Source organism: Acidovorax temperans, assembly GCF_006716905.1.
Lineage (GTDB): Bacteria > Pseudomonadota > Gammaproteobacteria > Burkholderiales > Burkholderiaceae_C > Acidovorax > Acidovorax temperans.
Genome location: NZ_VFPV01000003.1, coordinates 544,801 through 564,299 on the forward strand (window position 1 = coordinate 544,801; position 19,499 = coordinate 564,299).

At 66.0% G+C, this 19,499-nt stretch carries 14 protein-coding genes; 10 read left to right on the plus strand and 4 right to left on the minus strand.

What is annotated here, in order from left to right:
* Positions 1–121: 121 nt before the first annotated feature.
* Positions 122–1,882: a bifunctional protein-serine/threonine kinase/phosphatase gene (locus tag BDD18_RS17480; protein ID WP_142084734.1), complete on the minus strand. Its 1,761-nt coding sequence runs from the start codon at positions 1,880–1,882 to the stop codon at positions 122–124.
* A gap of 311 nt (positions 1,883–2,193) precedes the next feature.
* On the opposite strand from BDD18_RS17480, the gene nirB reads away from it, so the two are divergent.
* The 5 genes from nirB to cobA all read left to right on the plus strand — a co-directional run bounded on the left by nirB (position 2,194) and on the right by cobA (position 10,677).
* A complete protein-coding gene (gene nirB / locus BDD18_RS17485; RefSeq protein WP_142084735.1) occupies positions 2,194–4,650 on the plus strand; it encodes a nitrite reductase large subunit NirB in 2,457 nt (818 codons plus the stop codon).
* Between the two features lie 71 nt (positions 4,651–4,721).
* Entirely contained in the window at positions 4,722–5,105 is a 384-nt protein-coding gene (gene nirD, locus BDD18_RS17490) for a nitrite reductase small subunit NirD (RefSeq protein WP_066789383.1), read from the plus strand.
* A gap of 869 nt (positions 5,106–5,974) precedes the next feature.
* Positions 5,975–8,866: a nitrate reductase gene (locus BDD18_RS17495; RefSeq protein WP_142084736.1), complete on the plus strand. Its 2,892-nt coding sequence runs from the start codon at positions 5,975–5,977 to the stop codon at positions 8,864–8,866.
* Between the two features lie 59 nt (positions 8,867–8,925).
* Positions 8,926–9,834: a DNA-binding protein YbiB gene (gene ybiB / locus BDD18_RS17500; RefSeq protein WP_066789378.1), complete on the plus strand. Its 909-nt coding sequence runs from the start codon at positions 8,926–8,928 to the stop codon at positions 9,832–9,834.
* Between the two features lie 12 nt (positions 9,835–9,846).
* A complete protein-coding gene (cobA, locus tag BDD18_RS17505; protein ID WP_066789376.1) occupies positions 9,847–10,677 on the plus strand; it encodes a uroporphyrinogen-III C-methyltransferase in 831 nt (276 codons plus the stop codon).
* A 56-nt stretch (positions 10,678–10,733) separates the two neighbouring features.
* Here cobA and BDD18_RS17510 read toward each other — a convergent pair whose 3' ends face one another.
* Positions 10,734–11,222, minus strand: coding sequence for an acyl-CoA thioesterase (locus BDD18_RS17510; protein ID WP_044401143.1), 489 nt, complete (start codon positions 11,220–11,222; stop codon positions 10,734–10,736).
* Positions 11,223–11,363: 141 nt separating this feature from the next.
* Here BDD18_RS17510 and BDD18_RS17515 point away from each other — a divergent pair, with 141 nt between their 5' ends.
* The 5 genes from BDD18_RS17515 to BDD18_RS17535 all read left to right on the plus strand — a co-directional run bounded on the left by BDD18_RS17515 (position 11,364) and on the right by BDD18_RS17535 (position 17,455).
* The gene (locus BDD18_RS17515) at positions 11,364–12,497 is read left to right on the plus strand and encodes a sterol desaturase family protein (RefSeq protein WP_066789374.1); all 1,134 of its coding nucleotides are present in this window, start codon (positions 11,364–11,366) and stop codon (positions 12,495–12,497) included.
* A gap of 224 nt (positions 12,498–12,721) precedes the next feature.
* The gene (locus BDD18_RS17520) at positions 12,722–14,947 is read left to right on the plus strand and encodes a TonB-dependent siderophore receptor (RefSeq protein ID WP_244939127.1); all 2,226 of its coding nucleotides are present in this window, start codon (positions 12,722–12,724) and stop codon (positions 14,945–14,947) included.
* A 200-nt stretch (positions 14,948–15,147) separates the two neighbouring features.
* Positions 15,148–16,395: a BaiN/RdsA family NAD(P)/FAD-dependent oxidoreductase gene (locus tag BDD18_RS17525; protein WP_244939128.1), complete on the plus strand. Its 1,248-nt coding sequence runs from the start codon at positions 15,148–15,150 to the stop codon at positions 16,393–16,395.
* 208 nt (positions 16,396–16,603) lie between these two features.
* Positions 16,604–16,816 (plus strand): 30S ribosomal protein S21, encoded by a 213-nt coding sequence (rpsU, locus tag BDD18_RS17530; protein ID WP_007833691.1) that lies wholly within the window; start codon positions 16,604–16,606, stop codon positions 16,814–16,816.
* A gap of 192 nt (positions 16,817–17,008) precedes the next feature.
* A complete protein-coding gene (locus tag BDD18_RS17535; RefSeq protein ID WP_044398339.1) occupies positions 17,009–17,455 on the plus strand; it encodes a GatB/YqeY domain-containing protein in 447 nt (148 codons plus the stop codon).
* 105 nt (positions 17,456–17,560) lie between these two features.
* Here the strand turns inward: BDD18_RS17535 and BDD18_RS17540 are convergent, their stop codons facing one another.
* On the minus strand, positions 17,561–18,496 hold the full coding sequence (locus BDD18_RS17540; RefSeq protein WP_142084738.1) for a DMT family transporter: 936 nt from the start codon (positions 18,494–18,496) through the stop codon (positions 17,561–17,563).
* A complete protein-coding gene (locus BDD18_RS17545) occupies positions 18,493–19,428 on the minus strand; it encodes a LysR substrate-binding domain-containing protein (protein WP_142084739.1) in 936 nt (311 codons plus the stop codon). Before BDD18_RS17545 ends, BDD18_RS17540 begins: the two co-directional genes overlap by 4 nt.
* Positions 19,429–19,499 lie beyond the last annotated feature (71 nt).

Sequence of the window (19,499 nt, forward strand, 5' to 3'; positions counted from 1 at the left end):
CCACCGGGGCGTACATCAAAACCAGGCGATGCACCGCTGAATATTCAAGCCAAAATCGGCTCCACCGCCCACTGCATAAGCGGAAGCAGCTACATTTTCAGGAGCAAACCAAGACTCCCCACTACCTCGGCAAAAACAACAGCCAGTAGATCAACAGCAGATTCACCAGCACGCTCACCGCCAGCGCGATCTTCCACAGGGCCGTGGCGTCGCGCTGCATCAGCGGCTGCGGGCCGGGGGCTGACAGGGGGCGGGATGCGCCGCGCTCCAGCGCCAGCAGCAGTTCCTCGGCGGTCTCGAAGCGCTGGGCGCGGCTGCGGGCCACGGCTTTCAGGGCAATCTGGTCCAGCCAGATCGGCACGCCGGGGTTGTGGCGACTGGGGGGCAGCGGGTCGCGGTGGTAGCGGCCCAGCTGGTACTGCACCACCTCGCCATAGGGCAGGCGGCCGTGGCTCAGCAGCTGGTAGAGCGTAACGCCCAGCGCAAACAGGTCACTGCGCGCGTCGGGCAACTGGCCTTCGGTATCGCCGCTTTTTTCGTAGCCGGGCCACTGCTCGGGGTTCATGTAGCTGGGCGTGCCCGCGTGCAGCTGGCGCGTGGCCTCGGGCTCGCGGCCGGACAGGGCCACGCCCAAATCGAGCACACGCAGCACGCCGTCGTCGCCCAGGTGCAGATTGTCGGGTTTGATGTCGCGGTGCACCACCCCTTGGCGGTGCAGCCAGCCCAGCACGCGCGCGGCCTGCACCACCACCGACACGGCCTGTGGCACGGGCAGGTGCTGGCGGCTGCGCAGGCGCTGGCCCAGGGTGTCGCCCGCGTGCCAGTCGTACAGCAGGTAGAACGCGCTGGCGCCCGGTCCGCCTCGCCCGTCATCGGCGGGCCAGGTGTGGAGCCATGCCAGGTGGGCGGCGGCGTGGCCCGACTGCATGCGCCGCGCCACCCAGGCCTCGTGTGCAAGCGTGGCGCGCTCCTCGGCATCGTGGGCGCGCGTGGGCAGCAGGGTCTTGAGGGCGTAGAGGCGCTGCGTGGCCGGGTCGCGCACCTGGTACAGCCGGTGGATGCCGTTGTCGGCCACGATGGCCGTGACCGTGAGGCCGTCCACGGGGTCGCCCACCTTGAGCAAGGGCAGCACGGGCAGGTCCTGCGCGCGGCGGGATTCGTCCTGCAGCGTGGCCTCCAGCGCGCCCTGCACCCGCACCACCAGCGCGGTCACGTTGTCGCTGCTGCCCCGGCGCAGCGCGGCCTGCACCAGCTCGTCGCTGAGCGCCTGGGCCGCCACGCCCTCCTGGCGCAGCAGCTGCCGCAGTTCGCGCTCGGGCAGACTGCCATGCACACCGTCGGACAGCAGCACGAACAGATCACCGCTGTGCAGCTCGCCTTGGCTGTAGTCCACCACCACATGGTCGTCGAGCCCCATGGCGCGGGTGAGCTGGTGCGCAAAGTCGCGCTGCGCCATCACATGGTCGGCCGTGAGCAGCTGCAGGCGCCCGCTGCGCAGCAGGTAGGCGCGGGTGTCGCCCACATGGGCCAGCGTGTACGACTGGCCGCGCAGCACCAGCGCGGTGAGCGTGGCCAGCCCCACCGCAGGCTGGCGGCGCCGGTTCATGGAGGCGAGCCAGCCGTTGTGGGCGTTCAGGATGCGGTCCAGCGCCACGGTGGTGTCCCAGGTCTCGGGGGTGGCGAAGTAGTCGCCCACCAGGGTGCTCACCGTGGTCTGGGCGGCCTCGCGGCCCTTGCCGCCCGTGCTCACGCCATCGGCAATGGCGGCGATGGCGCCGCGCTCGCGGTCGCGCCCCTGCCCCACCGCCAGGGCGGCAAAGTCCTCGTTCACCTCATTGCGGCCGGCCAGCGAGGCCTGGCCCACATCCAGTTCAAAGCTCATGCACCAGCTCCATGCAGGTTTTGTGCCCAAGGTGGTGCATGCCGGGGCGGGGCCGCCTGCCCACCCCGGCAGCCCACGCCCGGGCCCGTCCCGCGCGCCCACCCCAGATCAGTGCAAGGAATCTGGCACGGCCATTGCTTAACAAGGGCAAGGGCCGGGCAGGCCCACGCAATTCAGCAGTGCAAAGGCGCACAGAGGAATTGTCAGGACGAAGGCGTCCCCACATGCGGTTTCGAGACCTCGGAGCAGCATCGTGTGGACGCCTTTTTTGTTTTGCGCATCGCCCCGGCGATGGAACCGATGGAGTCATGATGAAAAAGCTCAAACTGGTGATGGTGGGAAACGGCATGGCCGGTGTGCGCACGCTGGAAGAGCTGCTCAAGATCGCCCCCGATCTGTATGACATCACGGTGTTCGGTGCCGAGCCCCACCCCAACTACAACCGCATTCTGCTGTCCCCCGTGCTGGCGGGCGAGCAGACCATCGACGAGATCATCCTCAACGACTGGTCGTGGTACGCCGACAACCACATCACGCTGCACACCGGCTTCACCGTGACCGACGTGGACCGCGTGCGCCGCGTGGTCAGCGCCACCAGCAAAGACGGCACGGTGGTCACCGCCGAATACGATCGCCTGATCCTCGCCACCGGCTCCAACCCCTTCATCCTGCCCATCCCCGGCAAGGACTTGCAGGGCGTGCTGGCGTACCGCGACATCGCCGACACCCAGGCCATGATCGACGCGGCCGCCACCTACAAGCACGCCGTCGTCATCGGCGGCGGCCTGCTGGGCCTGGAGGCCGCCAACGGCCTCATGAAGCGCGGCATGCAGGTCACCGTGGTGCATGTGGGCGACTGGCTGATGGAGCGCCAGCTGGACGATGTGGCCGGCAAGATGCTGGAGAAGTCGCTGCAGGAGCGCGGCATGCAGTTCCTGATGGGCGCGCAGACGCAGGAACTGGTGGGCAACACCGACGGCCGCGTGGCCAGCGTCAAGTTCAAGGACGGCACTCAGGTGCCCGCCGACCTGGTGGTGATGGCCGTGGGCATCCGCCCCAACACCGCGCTGGCTGAAAAGATGCGCCTGCACGTGAACCGCGGCATTGTGGTCAGCGACACGCTGCAGACCACCACCGACGCGCGCATCTACGCCGTGGGCGAATGCGCCGCGCACCGGGGCATTGCCTATGGCCTTGTGGCCCCGCTGTTCGAGCAGGGCAAGGTGCTGGCCAACCACCTGGCCGAGTTCGGCATCGGCCGCTACCAGGGCTCGCTGACATCCACCAAGCTCAAGGTGACAGGCATCGACCTGTTCAGCGCGGGCGACTTCCAGGGCGGCGACAACACCGAAGAGATCGTGCTGAGCGACCCTTATGCCGAGGGTGGCGGCGTGTACAAAAAGCTGGTCATCAAGGACGACAAGCTGGTGGGCGCCTGCCTGTATGGCGACACGGTGGACGGCAGCTGGTACTTCAAGCTGCTGCGCGATGGCCGCAGCGTGACCGACATCCGCGACAAGCTGATGTTTGGCGAGAGCAACATCGGCGACGTGGGCCACCAGGGCCAGAGCAAGGCATCGGCCATGGCCGACAGTGACGAGGTGTGCGGCTGCAACGGCGTGACCAAGGGCGCCATCTGCAAGGCCATCAAGGACAAGGGCCTGTTCACGCTCGACGAAGTGCGCAAGCACACCAAGGCCAGCGCATCGTGCGGCTCGTGCACTGGCTTGGTCGAGCAGATCATCATGTTCACCGCCGGTGGCGACTACAGCGCCACGCCCAAGACCAAGGCCATGTGCGGCTGCACCGACCACGGACACCAGGCGGTGCGCGATGCGATCCGTGCCAACAAGCTGCTGAGCATTGGCGACGTTTTCTCTTTTCTGGAATGGAAGACACCCAACGGCTGCGCCAGCTGCCGCCCCGCCGTTAACTACTATCTTCTGAGCACCTGGCCCAAGGACGCCAAGGACGACCCGCAAAGCCGCGCCATCAACGAGCGCAGCCACGCCAACATCCAGAAAGACGGCACCTACAGCGTGATCCCGCGCATGTGGGGCGGCGAGACCACCGCCGACGAGCTGCGCCGCATTGCCGATGCGGTGGACAAGTACAACATCCCCACCGTCAAGGTCACGGGCGGCCAGCGCATTGACCTGCTGGGCGTGAAGAAGGAAGACCTGGTCAACGTGTGGAAGGACATCGGCATGCCCAGCGGCCACGCCTATGCCAAGGCGCTGCGCACCGTGAAAACCTGCGTGGGCAGCGAGTGGTGCCGCATGGGCACGCAAGACAGCACGCAGATGGGCAAGGACCTGGAGCGCGCAATGTGGCGCATGTACGCCCCGCACAAGGTCAAGTTCGCCGTGAGCGGCTGCCCACGCAACTGCGCCGAGGCAGGCATCAAAGACGTCGGCATCATCGGCGTGGACAGCGGCTGGGAGATGTACGTGGCGGGCAACGGCGGCATCAAGACCGAGGTGGCGCACTTCTTCACCAAGCTGAAAACCGCCGAGGAAGTGCTGGAATACACCGGCGCGTTCTGCGAGCTGTACCGCCAGGAAGGCTGGTACCTGGAGCGCACCGTGCACTACGTGGGCCGCGTGGGCCTGGACTATGTGAAAAAGCGCATTCTGGAAGACCACGAAGGCCGCAAGGCGCTGTGGGAACAGCTGCAGTTTGCGCTGGACGGCGAGCCCGACCCGTGGTTCGAGTTTGACAAGGCGGCGGTGGACACGCGCCAGTTCATTCCGGTTGCCGCGGTTTGACCCATTTTCTTGAATCAAAAGTGCCTCTAGCGCTTGATGGATAAGCGCCAACAGCTACCAAAGGAATAGCAATGAGCGAATGGAAACTGATCTGCCGCGTGGACGACATCCCCGTGCTGGGCTCGCGCCGCGTGGCACGTGACAAGGGTCTGGATGTGGCGGTGTTCCGCAACGATGCGGGCGGCGTCTTTGCACTGCTCGACCGCTGCCCGCACAAGGGTGGGCCGCTGAGCCAGGGCATCGTGTTTGGCACGCATGTGGCGTGCCCGATGCACAACTGGACGATCGGATTGTGCGACGGGCAGGCCTTGGCGCCGGACGAGGGGTGCACGCCGAAGTTTGCGGTGAAGGTGGAGGATGGGGCGGTGTACCTGGATGCGGGGGAGTTGGCGACGGTGGCGACGGATTTGACGCGGCCGATTGCGGGGCCTGCGCGGCGGGTGGTTGGGGTTTGAGGTGGGTGGTTCTTGGCTTCTGTCTGGTTCTGTGCCTTTGCTGAGGGCGGAGGCCGGGGTGTGCGCCCGGCGGCGCAGTAACTTTCTCTTGCGTCGCCAAGAGAAAGTCACCAAAGAGAAGGCGACCCTACTGCGCGCGTCCCCTTCGCTGCGCTACGGGGCAACCTGCGATGCTCGGTCAGGGGGTGCGCCGCAGAACTCACTGCGCGCTGCGCGCTCCGTTCAAACAGCTGCGGCAAGTCAGTGCACGAAGTGCGTGTGTCCTTCGGCACACGCACGCACCCCCTGCCCTGCGCTTCTCGGCACGCGCAGAAGGGAACCCAGGGAGCGGACATCCATCCGGGCCATCGCTGCGCTCGGCCCCGTTTCGAGGGCGCAAGCGCCACGCGCTGCGCAGACCGGGCCGAGCGCAGCGATGGCCCGTGTGGATGTCCGGCTGTCCAAACCCCTGCTGGCTGCGCCTGCGGCGGGGCGGTTGCGGGGTGGCACGCGCGTCGGAGCGCGCGTGCTTCGTGAACTGACTCGCCGTGGATGTCTGAACGAAGCTGCAACGCAGCGCAGTGAGTTCCACGGCGCACCCCGCAACCGACACGCCGCAGGTTTGCCCCTTCGCACAGCGAAGGGGTCGCAGACTGGGGGTCGCCTTTTCTTTGGTGACTTTCTTTTGGCGAAGCAAGAGAAAGTTACTCGCACGCCGGGCGACTCCCGGCTCCCGCACTCAACACGGGCATGCTTTTCAAATCAGCGCGCCTCCGCTTCGACAGGCTCAGCCCAAACGATCGGATGACGGCAACCCAAACACTATCAAAACAATAGCTGATAGCGCTTGATATACAAGCGCTAGAGCCCAAAAACATGGAAACCACGCCATGCAAGAAACAAAATCCACCTGCCCATACTGCGGCGTAGGCTGCGGCGTGATCATCGAATCCGAAGGCGCGCAGATCACCGGCGTGCGCGGCGACCCCACCCACCCCGCCAACTTTGGCCGCCTGTGCACCAAGGGCTCGACCCTGCACCTCACGGCTACCAGCCCCGTCACCCAGCAAACGCGGCTGCTGCAACCACAGCACCGCGCTCAACGCGGCGACAAACCACAGCCGCTGCCCTGGGATGCCGCACTGACGCTGGCGGCCGACCGGTTCGCCCACACCATCGCCCAGCACGGCCCTGACGCCGTGGGCTTCTACGTCAGCGGCCAGTTGCTGACGGAGGACTACTACGTCTTCAACAAGCTCGCCAAGGGCCTGATCGGCACCAACAACATCGACACCAACTCGCGCCTGTGCATGAGCAGCGCGGTGGCCGGCTACAAGCAAACGCTGGGCGCCGACGCGCCACCCGCCTGCTACGACGACGTGAAACACGCGCAGTGCGTGTTCATCGTGGGCAGCAACGCGGCCTGGGCACACCCCATCTTGTTTCGCCGCATCGAAGACGCACGCGCCGCCAACCCCGGCATGAAGGTCATCGTGGCCGACCCGCGCCGCACCGACACGGCGGGCATGGCCGACCTGTTTTTGCCCATCCAGCCTGGCAGCGACGTGATGCTGTTCAACGGGATGCTGCACCTGATGCTGTGGGAGGGCTGGACGGACGCCGAATACATCGCCGCGCACACCACGGGCTTTGACGAACTCAAGGCCCTGGTGCGCGACTGCACGCCCGAGCGCGTGGCGCAGACCTGCGGCATCAGCGTGGCCGACCTGACCACCGCCGCAAAATGGTTCGCCACCTCCAAAGCGACCCTGAGCCTCTACTGCCAGGGCCTGAACCAGAGCAGCAGCGGCACCGCCAAGAACGCCACACTCATCAACCTGCACCTGGCCACCGCGCAGATCGGCAAACCCGGCGCGGGCCCCTTCAGCCTGACCGGCCAGCCCAACGCCATGGGTGGGCGCGAAGTGGGTGGGCTGGCCAATTTGCTCAGCGCCCACCGCGACCTGGCCAACCCGCAGCACCGCGCCGAAGTCGCCGCGCTGTGGGGCGTGGCCGATGTGCCATCCAAGCCCGGCAAGACGGCGGTGGAGATGTTCCAGGCGGCCGCTGACGGCGAGATCAAGGCCCTGTGGATTGCCTGCACCAACCCCGCGCAAAGCATGCCCGATCAGGCCACCGTGCGCCGCGCACTGCAACGCGCAGAGTTTGTGGTGGTGCAGGAGGCCTTTGCCACCGCCGCGACCTGCGCCTTTGCCGACCTGCTGCTGCCCGCGACCACCTGGGGCGAGAAGACCGGCACCGTGACCAACAGCGAGCGCCGCATCTCCCGCGTGCGCACGGCCGTGCCCGCACCCGGCCTGGCGCGCCACGACTGGGCCATTGCGGTGCAGTTTGCGCACCAGCTGGAGGCACTCCTGCGGCCCGGCGCGACGACGTTGTTCCCTTACGCCACCGATGCTGCCGATGCAGGTGCTGAAGCGGTCTGGAATGAACACCGCGAGAGCACACGCGGGCGTGACCTGGACATCACGGGGCTGTCCTGGGACATGCTTGAAGCGCAAGGCCCGCAGCAGTGGCCGTGTCCTACGGACACGGCCGGCGGCGGCAATGTGGACGGCAACGCGACCGCGTTGCCGGCCCGAAGGCGCGACATCGGCAAGGCCCGCCTGTACGAAGACGGCATCTTCCCCACGGCCGACGGCCGCGCCCGTTTTGCCGCGCATGCCTGGCAACCCACGGCGGAACAACGCGAATCGCGCTACCCCTTCAGCCTGACCACGGGCCGCCTGCGCGACCAGTGGCACGGCATGACCCGCACCGGCACGCTGGGCCGCCTGTTTGGCCATGTGGCCGAGCCCAGCGTGCAGCTGCACCCGCAGGACATGGAGCGGCGCGGCCTGAAGAACGGCGACTTGGTCTACGTGACGAGCAAGCGCGGCACCATCGTGGTACCCGCGCAGGCCGACACCACCGTGGGCCTGTCGCAGGCCTTCATGGCCATGCACTGGGGCAGCGAATTTTTGAGCGGCTGCTCGTCCACCGGCGAGCGCTTGGTAGGCGTGAACGCGCTCACCACCTCGGCCTATTGCCCCACGTCCAAGCAGCCCGAGCTCAAGCACGCGGCCGTGAAGGTGCTCAAGGCCGAGCTGCCGTGGACGCTGCTAGCCATGGCCTGGTTGCCTGCCGAGGGCGCGCTGGCAGCGCGCGAAGCCTTGTCTGCGCTGATGGCGCAGTTTGCGTTTGCCAGTTGCGTGCCCTTCAGCAACAACACCCCGCTGGATGAGCCCGGCCGCGAGCGCACTGGCGTGCTGCTGCGCGCCGCCGCCCACGAGGCACCGCCCGACGCGCTCATCGCACAGATAGAAGCCCTGCTGGGCATGGCAGGCGCCGACACGCTGCGCTATGCCGACAAAAAACGCGGCCAGCGCCGCGCCGCACGGCTGGCCCGCCAGGGCGACAACACCACGCTCGAAGGCATCGTGCTCGCTGGCGTCACCAGCGCCGAAGGCTGGCTCAAGACCCTGCTGCAAGAAGAGCTTCCTGCACAGACCTACGGCCGCCTGCTGCTGGTGCCCGGCGCCAAGGCCCCCGTGGCCGTGCAGTCGCGCGGCAAGCCGGTGTGCACCTGCTTCAACGTGACAGACGCCGCCATCACCGCCGAGCTGGCACGCTGCCACGGCACGGACGACGACCGGCTGGCGCAATTGCAGGGCCAACTGCGCTGCGGCACCAACTGCGGATCGTGCCTGCCCGAGCTGAAACGCATGGTGCGGGCCACGGGGCCGCTGGCGTCCAAGCCCATGGCGCAGGCCGTCATATAACCAAAAGTTCTCTGGGTTGCGAGAAAATCAATCCATCCCCACGAAGCCACCGAGCCACTATGGCCATCAGTCAGTACATCAAAGAGATTGGGCGCGGCGCGCGCGGCGCCAAGCCGCTGTCGCGCGAGCAGGCCACCGACCTGTTCGGCCAGGTGCTGGACGGGCAGGTGAGCGACCTGGAGATTGGCGCCTTCTGCCTGGCCATGCGCATCAAGGGCGAAACGCCCGAAGAGATGTGCGGTTTTCTGGATGCCACGCACCAGCGGCTGGCCAAGTTGCCAGCCACCAGCCGCCCCACCATCGTTCTGCCCAGCTACAACGGCGCCCGCAAGCTACCGGTGCTGACCCCGCTGCTGGCCCTGCTGCTGGCACGCAAGGGGCTGCCCGTGCTGCTGCACGGCATGCGCACCGAGGCGCGCAGAATTTTGGCATCAGATGTGCTTGAAGCGCTTGATATCAAAGCGCTAGCAGCTCCTGAAACCATAGCAAACGGACAGGTGGCACACATCCACACCCAGCACTTGCACCCCGGCCTGGCGCGGCTGCTGGCCGTGCGGCAGGTCGTGGGCCTGCGCAACCCGGGGCACAGCGTGGTCAAGTTGATGAACCCCTGCGCGGGCCCTGCCGTGGTGGTCACGGCCTACACCCACCCCGAATACCTGGACATGCTGCACGCCACATTCACCAGCATGGGGATGACTGCCCTGCTCTCGCGCGGGCTGGAAGGCGAAGTGGCCACCGACCCGCGCCGCACGCCCCGTTATGACGCATTCGTGGCCGGGCAGCACCAGTTACTGGAAGAGCAGCAACCTGGCACCGCCGCCGAAGTGGCCGGCCTGCCCAACGAAATCGACGTAGCCACCACGGCCGAATACACGCGGCAGGTGCTGGCAGGCGCCCTGCCGGTGCCCCCGGCGCTGGCGCGGCAGGTGGAACATATCTTGCAACTTGCAGCTCAAATTTCTTGAGAGACACCCAGCATGAGCAGCCCTACCTTTCCCACTTCCGACCCGACCCGCCCCCATTTGGGCACGGGCGGACAATGCACCTTGGTGGGCGCTGGGCCAGGAGACCCAGAGCTGCTCACCATCAAGGCGCTCAAGGCCATCCAGGCTGCCACGGTGCTGTTGGTGGACGACCTGGTGAGCGACGCCATCGTGGCCCACGCCTCGCCCAGCGCCCGCATCGTTTACGTGGGCAAGCGCGGTGGCTGCAAAAGCACGCCCCAGGCCTTCATCGAAAAACTGATGCTGATGGCCGTGAACGAGGGCGAGAACGTGGTGCGTCTCAAGGGCGGCGATCCGTTCATCTTTGGCCGTGGCGGCGAAGAGGTGGAACACCTGCGCGCAGCAGGCGTGCCGGTGACGGTGATCAATGGCATTACCGCCGGCTTGGCGGGCCTTACATCCCTGGGTGCACCGCTCACCCACCGCGAGCACGCGCACGGCGTGGTGTTTGTCACCGGCCATGCCAAGCCCGGCGACACCGGCACCGACTGGAAAGCCCTGGCCCGCACCGCCAAAGATGCCAAGCTCACCCTGGTGATTTACATGGGCGTGAGCGGCGCCGCCACCATCGAGCAAGAGTTGCTGAGCAGCCTGCCTGCGCACACGCCGGTGGCCATCATCCAGCACGCCAGCCTGCCCCACCAGCGGCACGCCATCACCACTCTGGGGCAGCTGCAGGCCACCATCACCGAGCAGGGGCTGGGCAGCCCCTCAGTGATCGTGGTGGGGGATGTGGTGCGCGGGGTGGCGCTGGCCACGCAGGACGCGGCTGAGGCTACGCCCCAGGCCCGCCGCGCGACCTGATCACGCCTTCAGCCACAGCGCCTGGAGCCGCGCGTCACGCGTTACCCCTGCGGGTTTCACTGCCCCGCCGTCTGGCGCACTTCGGCAAATCGCGCAGCCAATTCCTTGCGCAGTGTTTTGCGCATCAAGGCGGCATCCCAGCGGCGGCGCTCGTCCGGGGTGGATGGGGTCAATGTCGGCACGGCCACGGGTTTGCGGTTTTCATCCACCGCCACCATGGTGAAAAAGCAGCTGTTCACATGGCGCACCACCTGCGAGCGAATCTCTTCTGCCACCACCTTGATGCCCACTTCCATCGACGAACTACCGGTGTAGTTCACACTGGCCAGAAACGTCACCAGTTCACCCACGTGGATCGGCTGCAGAAACATCACCTGGTCCACGCTCAGCGTCACGGTGTAGCAGCCCGAATAGCGGCTGGCGCACGAATACGCCACCTGGTCGAGCAACTTGAGGATGGCGCCGCCGTGCACGTTGCCCGAGAAGTTGGCCATGTCGGGCGACATGAGCACGGTCATGCTGAGTTGGTGTGAAGGGATGTTCATGCTGCGATTTTAGGAGTGGGGCCCGATCCGCTGGGCCGTGCTTTGCGCTGGATCACACAACATGCACGCGCCGTGCCTGCTTCGCTACACTCGCGCGGGCATCCGAGGCTTTCCCTCTCGGATGCAAGGGAGGAACCAACAATGATCGAACTAGAAAAACTCAACGAATTCACCGAAAGCCACGGCGCACTGCGCATGGGCAAGGGGCTGGTGTCAGGCGTCATCGCGCTCACGCTGGCCATTTTGTGCCTGCTGGGCGTGCTGGCGTTTCACTTTCCGCAGTACCTCACCACGCCCGAGCTGCGCAAGAGCTACGACGTGAACATCATCCGCACCATCATGCTGGCCGCCATGGCCATTGCGGGAGGCATCTCGCTGGTCAACATCCTGTTCAACCGAGCCCGGTGGCTGGCAACGTTCGCCTTCGCCATGGTGGCCTTGGCAGCCTTGCTGGGTGGGCACAAGGTAGAGGTGGACCCCAACTTCCCGGACCACACGCCCTACATTGGCCTGGACTGGTTCATCCTGGATCTGCTGGGCAGCTCGCTCATCTTCATCTTCATTGAAAAGCTGTTTGCGCACCGCAAGGACCAGCCCGTGTTCCGCGCCGAGTGGCAGACGGACTTTCACCACTTTATCGTGAACCACATGGTGGTGGGCTTTGTGCTGCTGGCCACCAACCTCATCGTGCACAAGTTCTTTGGCTGGGCCGCCAACGATGGCATTCGCGGCTGGGTGCAGGGGCTGAACTTCTGGGTGGCGCTGTTCCTCATCATTTTGGTGGCCGACCTGGTGCAGTACTGGACGCACCGCGCATACCACGAGGTGCCGCTGCTGTGGCGCCTGCACGCCGTGCACCACAGCGTCAAAAGCATGGACTGGATGGCCGGCTCGCGCCAGCACATCCTGGAGCTGATCATCACCCGCTCGATGGTGCTGGCGCCCATCTACGTGCTGGGCTTTTCCAAGGAAGTGATCGATGCGTACATCGTCATCGTGGGCTTCCAGGCGGTGTTCAACCATGCCAACGTGAGCGTGCGCCTGGGCCCGCTGCGCTACGTGCTGGTCACGCCCAACTTCCACCACTGGCACCACAGCCAGGACCAGGAAGCGCTGGACAAAAACTACGCGGCGCACTTCGCGTTTCTGGACTACCTGTTCGGCACCGCCGTCAAAAGCACCAAGCTGTGGCCTGAGCACTACGGCGTGCTGGGCGACTACGTGCCCAACGGGTTCATCAAGCAATTGAAGTTTCCGTTCACGTGGAAGGGCTAGGAACACGCTGCGCGCATCTGCAGCCTGAGCTGGCTTGGTGCGTGTACGGGGCCCGCGCGATGCGTGCCCCCCCTCTGGTCGTCGTTCCGCAACAACACCTGGCAACAAATAAACAAGAACTATTCTCAATAAATTTACAATGCACGGCTCCGTTAGCAAGCCGTGCGTCCTGAAGGGGCTGCGCCGCCAGCCAGTGTCCTCACCCTCCCCTTCAGGAACCCCGCATGCGCTCATCGTGCCCTGCTGGCAGCCGCCGTGCTGCCGCCCCCAGCCTGCATCCCATTGCCCTGGCGGTCGCCGTTTTCACCTTCAGCCCCGCCTGGGCCCAAACGGGTACTGCCGCACAGCAGCCCGCCGAGCAGCCCCCAGCCAGTGCGCCCGATGAATTGGTGCAAGAGCCCAAAGCGCTAGGGAGCATCACCATCTCTGGCGCACGCGAAAGCGCCTCCACCCGCCTGCCCCTGACGCCGCGCGAAACCCCGCAGTCCACCAGCACCGTGACCCGCGCGCAGATCGAGCGCCAGTCGCTCACCAGCATTGATGCGGTGCTGCGCAACGTGAACGGCATTGCGGTGAGTTTTTATGACACGCAGCGCCCGCTGTACTACGCGCGCGGCTTTCAGATCACCGACTTCCAGACGGACGGCCTGCCCAGCTACAGCAGCAGCACCAACCAGGAATTCGACACTGCCCTGTACGAACGCATCGACATCGTGCGCGGCGCCAACGGCATCCAGACCGGAGTAGGCGTGCCTTCGGCCACCATCAACATGATCCGCAAGCGCCCGCAGCGCGAGTTCGCGGCCTCTGTGGCGCTCACGGCGGGCTCGTGGAACCTGTACCGGGGCGAGTTGGACCTGAACGCACCGCTCAACAGCGACGGCAGCGTGCGCAGCCGCCTGGTCGTCGCCCCGCAGAAGAAAGAGAGCTTCCGCGACCGCTACTCCGAGGACAAGACCGCCCTGCTCGCTGCGGTAGAGGCCGACATCGGCCAGTCCACCGTGGTGGCGGTGGGCTACCAGCGCCAGTCCAACGACCCCAAAGCGCCGATCTGGGGCACCATCCCGCGCTTTGCCACCACGGGTGCGCCCATCGACCTGCCGATCTCCACCAGCTTCTCGCCATCGTGGACACGCTGGGAGCGCACCTCCGGCACGCTCTACGCCACGCTGGACCACCAGCTCAACGACGACTGGAGCCTGAAGGCGGCGCTGAACCACACCGAGGGCGACACCTTCCGTCTGAGCACCTACGGCTACGGTGCCACCACGTCCAGGGCCCCATTCATCGACCCCGTGACGGGCGCGGGCACCACGCTGTATGCCGCTGTCAACGGCGGCAGCGAAAAGCAGGACACGGTGGACGCGTACCTGTCGGGCAAGTTCGAGCTGGGCGGCCGCAAGCACGACCTGGTGGTGGGCATGAGTTCCACCCGCACCGCCTCGCGCACCGATGGCTACACGTCCGTGGCAGGCTGGAGCTACGTGATCCCCAACATCTACACCTGGGACGGCAATGCGCCTGCACCCACCTACTCCAAGACAGGCGCCTGGCGCACGCAGATCACGCAGCAGACCGGCCTGTTCGCCTCGGCACGCTGGCGCGTGGCCGACCCGCTGTCGGTGCTCACCGGCCTGCGTATGACCGACTGGCACCGCCATTCCGACACCTATGGCACCACCGGCGCCTATGCGGGCCGCTCGGCCATCCAGGACGAGAACCGCAAGGTCACGCCCTTCATCGGCGCGGTGTACGACATCACGCCCACGCTGTCGGCCTATGCCAGCTACGCGCGCATCTTCAACCCGCAGAACTACAAGGACCGCAACAACACCCCGCTTTCGCCCGTCATCGGCAGCAATGCCGAGGCTGGGCTGAAAGCCGAGCTGTTCGAGCGCCGCATCCAGGCACACTTTGCGGTCTTCCAGACCAAGCAAGACAACTTCGGCGTGCGCGACGGTGCCATCACCACGCCGCTGCCCGACGGGACCCTGCCCTATGTGGCGGTGAATGGCACCAAATCCACCGGCTTCGAGCTGGAGTTCGCAGGCATGGCCACCCGGCAGTGGCGCGTGAGCGCGGGCCTGACCCGAGCCAAGGTCACGCGCGCGCCCACCGACCTGATCTACGCCAACATGCCCGACTACCTGCTGCAGCTGGGCACGGACTACCAGCTCTCGGGGGCGCTGGCGCCGCTGTCAGTGGGCGGCAACCTCACCTGGCAAAGCTCCATTGAAGGCTTCAACATCCCGCACCCCAGCGGCACCGTAACGGTGAAGCAGTCGCCCAAGGCCATCCTCAACCTGCGCGCGTCCTGGCAGTTCAACCCCAAGCTCAGCGCCACGCTGGCGGTGAACAATGTCACCAACCAGAAATACTGGGCCAATCTGGACTACGGCAACTACGCGGACCCGCGCAACGTGAGCGTGACGCTGCGCGCGGCGTTCTAAGCATCCCCCTGTGCGGCTGCGCCGCTTCCCCCTTCTCTCGAATGGCCGCGCCATTCGGGAAGGGGGACACCGCCAGCGCGGCGGGGCGGCCCTTGCGCGGCGGTAGCTGGCATGATCAGCGCGTGTTCCACGGGCGGGGGGGCTACGGTGCAGGCAAAGTCGGCACAATCAGCCCTTTTTGCCAACAGCATTCACACCCCGTGCAGACGATCCCTTTTTTTGATGCCGTCATCATCGGCGCTGGCGCCGCTGGCTTGTTCTGCGCAGGCCAGGCGGGCCAGCGGGGCCTGAAGGTCTTGCTCATCGACCACAGCGAGAGGGTGGCCGAGAAGATCCGCATCTCGGGCGGCGGGCGCTGCAACTTCACCAACCGCGACCTGGACGTGCGGGCGCCGCACAAGCACTTTGTGGGGCAGAACCCGCAGTTCTGCCGCTCTGCCCTGTCGCGCTACACCCCGGCAGACTTCATTGCGCTGGTGCAAAAGCACGGCATCCCATTCCACGAGAAGCACAAGGGCCAGCTGTTTGCCGACCGTTCGGCCGAAGACATCATCCAGATGCTGCTGGCCGAATGCGAAGCAGGCCAGGTCACGCGCTGGCAGCCGTGCAGCGTCAAAAATATAGCCTTTTTGGCCTCTAACGCCCACGAATCAAGCGCCGGCAGCTATCAAATTGATACCAGCCAGGGCCCAGTGCACACCCGCAGCGTGGTGGTGGCTACGGGGGGCTTGTCCATCCCCAAGATCGGCGCAACCGACCTGGGCTACCGGCTGGCGCAGCAGTTCAACGTTCCGCTGGTGGAGCGGCGCCCCGGCCTGGTCCCGCTGACTTTTGACGGCGCGGGCTGGCAGCCCTATGCCCAACTGGCGGGGCTGGCATTGCCCGTGCAGATCAGCACGGGCACCAAAAAGGAGCGCATGGCGTTTGATGAGGACTTGCTCTTCACCCACCGCGGCCTGTCGGGCCCGGCGGTGCTGCAAATCTCCAGCTACTGGCGCGAGGGCACGCCCCTGGCCGTGAACCTGGCCCCCACGGTGGACTTGCCCGAAGCGCTGCAGCAGGCCAAGGCCCGCTCGCGCAAGCTGATTGCCAACGAGCTGGCCACGCTGGTGCCCAGCCGCCTGGCCGATGCGTGGGCGCAGCGCGAGGCCGACTGGCAGCGCCCTGTCAATGAGGCTTCTGACAAGGCCCTGGCCAAGCTGGCCGAGCAACTGGCCCGCTGGGAGCTGACACCCACGGGCACCGAGGGCTACAAAAAGGCCGAGGTGACGCTGGGCGGCGTGGACACCAAGGCCCTGTCGCAGCAAACCATGGAATGCAAGGCCCAGCCGGGGCTGTACTTCATTGGCGAGGTGGTGGACATCACCGGCTGGCTGGGCGGCTACAACTTTCAGTGGGCGTGGGCCAGCGGCATGGCCTGCGCGCAGGCGCTGCCAGGGCCGCAATGAGGTTTTTGAGGGCGTCTGCTGGCCTTTTGCAGGCAACTTCGGCGCCAACTGCTACCGTTTTTCATTGAAGGCGCTATAATCTTTGGCTTTGCTGGCAATACCCCGTCGGCCAATACTAGTTAGAGACGGGGACAACCGCTGTGCATGGCTTTTGGGCGCGATCTTCCCGAAAACCCTCTGACGGCACACTTTTGGAAAACATTAGCTAATGACCACCATCCGCGTAAAAGAAAACGAGCCCTTCGACGTTGCACTGCGTCGCTTCAAGCGCACCATCGAAAAGCTGGGCCTGCTGACCGACCTGCGCGCTCGCGAGTTCTACGAAAAGCCCACTGCTGAGCGCAAGCGCAAGAAAGCCGCTGCCGTCAAGCGCCACTACAAGCGCGTTCGTAGCATGCAGCTGCCCAAGAAGCTGTACTGATCGCAGCCGGCCCAGGCCGACGCACAACCCGCGCTAGGGACGCCAAGCGCGGGTTTTTTGTTTTTCAGGATTTGCACAAAGCCACTTCAGCGTCGTTGTGCCGCCTTGCCGTAGCTGAACTACTGTCTGCGGCGACACGCCTAGCCGAAGTGGCTTTGTGCAAATCCTGTCGCTCACCTTTAGGAGATCACCATGAGCCTGAAAGCCCAAATCACTGAAGACATGAAAACCGCCATGCGCGCCAAGGACTCGGAGCGCCTGGGCACCATCCGCCTGCTGCAGGCGGCCATGAAGCAAAAGGAAGTGGACGAGCGCGTGGAGCTGGACGATGCGGCCATCGTCGCCATCGTGGACAAGCTCATCAAGCAGCGCAAGGACAGCATCGCCGCCTTCGAGGGCGCGGGCCGCCAAGACCTGGCTGACAAGGAAAAGTCTGAAATGGTGGTGCTGCAAGCCTACCTGCCAGAGCGCATGTCGGCCGAAGAAACGCTGGCCGCCGTGAAGGCCATCGTGGCCGAAGTGGGCGCCTCGGGCCCCGGCGACATGGGCAAGGTGATGGGCGTGGTCAAGACCCGCCTGGCCGGCAAGGCCGACATGGGCCAGGTGTCTGCCGCCGTGAAGGCTGCGCTGGCAGGCTGAGCCTCTCCATCACTATCAAAACAATAGCTTCCAGCGCTTGTTCCGCAAGCGCTGGAAGCTATTTTCTTTTGCAATACTGCACCTGCCAGGCCTGCCGCAGAGGTTTCACGCCAATATCAACGCGCACCCCACCACCGCCATGGCTGCACCTAGCCAGGCGCCCCAGGCAGGGCGTTGCCCGGTGCGCCACCACAGCAGCGGCAGCAACAGCACCGGTGATACCGACGACAACATGCCCACCAGCCCGGCGCTGCCATGTTGCAGCGCTTTCAAGATAAGCGTCATGCCCAGGGCCATGGCCAGCGTGGCACTGGCAAAGGTGTAGGCCAGGTCGCGCCACTGCAGGGCAGACTGCACCCGCGCCATCTGCAGCCCTGTGCACCACAGCAGCGCATGGCAGGCAAAGCCCGCCGTCATCCGCACGGCCGAAGCAGCCACCGGGTCCAGCCCCGCAGCCATTGCGGGCTTGAGCACCAGCGTGCCCACCGACTGCCCCAGGGCCGACAGCAGCCCCAACGCCACGCCCGCAGCCAGTTGGCCCTGCGTGGCCTCCAGCCGGTGCGCCGCGCCCTCGCGCCTGCCCAGGGCAATGGCGGCCATCACGCCGCCCACCAGCAGCACGCCGCCGGGCACAGCCCAGCCTTTGAGCGACTCATCCAGAAACAGCGCCGCCAGCACCACCGTGAACAGCGAGTGCGTGGCAAACAGCAGGCCCGAACGGCGTGGCCCCAGCCGGTTCATGCAGGCGAACAAGGCGGTGTCGCCCACAAAGATGCCAATCACGCCCGACAGCACCAGCAGCCCTATGGCCTGCCAGGCGGCAGAGCCGCCGTCACTCCACAGGCTGCGCCATTGGCCTGTGGCCAGCGCCATGCCCCACAGCAGCAGCGCGGCAAACACCATGCGCCAGCGCGTGAAGGCAAACGCCCCCATGCGCGCCGAGGCCGCTGCCGAAAACAAACTGGCCGTGGCCCAGGTGGCGGCGGCCAGCAGGGCCAGGCTTTCAGGCGGCAGCCAGCTACTCCACGCCGGGGCGCTCATGCCGCCCCCCGCGCAATGTGCGCGGCGTTGGCCCAGGGCCGGTGGCGAAATTGCTCCTGCAAAAATTCAACGCACACCCGCACTTTGGCCGAGCGTTCCAGCCGCGTGGGGTACACGGCCCAGATGTTGGCCTCCTGCCGCCACTCGGGCAGCACCTGCACGAGCTGGCCGCTTTGCAGCAAGGGCGCCACGTCCCACATGGAACGCAGTGCGATGCCGCGCCCATCCACCGCCCACTGCACCACCATCTCGCCGTTGTTGGCCGACAGGGGGCCGCGCACCTTCACCGCCTGTTCCTGCGCGCCCTGGCGCAGGCGCCACACGCCAAAGGGGTGGTCGCGCTCCTTGATCACCAGGCAGTCGTGCCCCGGCAGTTCGGCCAGCGTGCGGGGCGTACCGCGCCGCGCCAGGTACGCGGGGGCTGCGCACAGCACGCGGTGGTTGTCGGCCAGGCGGCGGGCAATCAGGTGCGGCGCAATTTCGTCGCCCACGCGCACGTCCAGGTCAAACCCCTCGCCCGCCACGTCCACCAGGCGGTCAAACACCTCCAGCCGCACTTGCAGGCCGGGGTGGCGTTCCACCAGTTGTGACAGCACCGGCGCCACCACGCTGCGGCCAAAGCCAAAGCTGCAGCTCACCCGCAGCAGGCCGCGTGGCTCGGCGCGGGTCACGGCCACCTCCTGCAGCAATTGGTCCATGTCGTCCAGAATGCGCAACGCCCAGTGGAAGACGCGCTCGCCCTCTTCCGTCACGCTCACGCGGCGGGTGGTTCGGTGCAGCAGCTTCACGGCCAGATCTTCTTCGAGCAGGCGGATGCGCTTGCTGACGAAGGCGGGCGAAGCGCCCAGCTCTTGCGCGGCCTCGGCAAAGCTGGCCTTGCGCACGACGATGGTGAAGACGCGCAGGTCGTCCGGCGACGGGTTTTTATGCACGATGTGTAAACAATGAGACCACAGAGCGCAGATTGTATTTGCTGAGGATGGCGCGAAAATGCCACCACTGC

Coding starts and splice junctions, on each gene's coding strand:
- BDD18_RS17480 (WP_142084734.1), bottom strand. CDS start 1,882: ATGAGCTTTGAACTGGATGTGGGCCAGGCCTCGCTGGCCGGCCGCAAT.
- nirB (WP_142084735.1), top strand. CDS start 2,194: ATGAAAAAGCTCAAACTGGTGATGGTGGGAAACGGCATGGCCGGTGTG.
- nirD (WP_066789383.1), top strand. CDS start 4,722: ATGAGCGAATGGAAACTGATCTGCCGCGTGGACGACATCCCCGTGCTG.
- BDD18_RS17495 (WP_142084736.1), top strand. CDS start 5,975: ATGCAAGAAACAAAATCCACCTGCCCATACTGCGGCGTAGGCTGCGGC.
- ybiB (WP_066789378.1), top strand. CDS start 8,926: ATGGCCATCAGTCAGTACATCAAAGAGATTGGGCGCGGCGCGCGCGGC.
- cobA (WP_066789376.1), top strand. CDS start 9,847: ATGAGCAGCCCTACCTTTCCCACTTCCGACCCGACCCGCCCCCATTTG.
- BDD18_RS17510 (WP_044401143.1), bottom strand. CDS start 11,222: ATGAACATCCCTTCACACCAACTCAGCATGACCGTGCTCATGTCGCCC.
- BDD18_RS17515 (WP_066789374.1), top strand. CDS start 11,364: ATGATCGAACTAGAAAAACTCAACGAATTCACCGAAAGCCACGGCGCA.
- BDD18_RS17520 (WP_244939127.1), top strand. CDS start 12,722: ATGCGCTCATCGTGCCCTGCTGGCAGCCGCCGTGCTGCCGCCCCCAGC.
- rpsU (WP_007833691.1), top strand. CDS start 16,604: ATGACCACCATCCGCGTAAAAGAAAACGAGCCCTTCGACGTTGCACTG.
- BDD18_RS17535 (WP_044398339.1), top strand. CDS start 17,009: ATGAGCCTGAAAGCCCAAATCACTGAAGACATGAAAACCGCCATGCGC.
- BDD18_RS17540 (WP_142084738.1), bottom strand. CDS start 18,496: ATGAGCGCCCCGGCGTGGAGTAGCTGGCTGCCGCCTGAAAGCCTGGCC.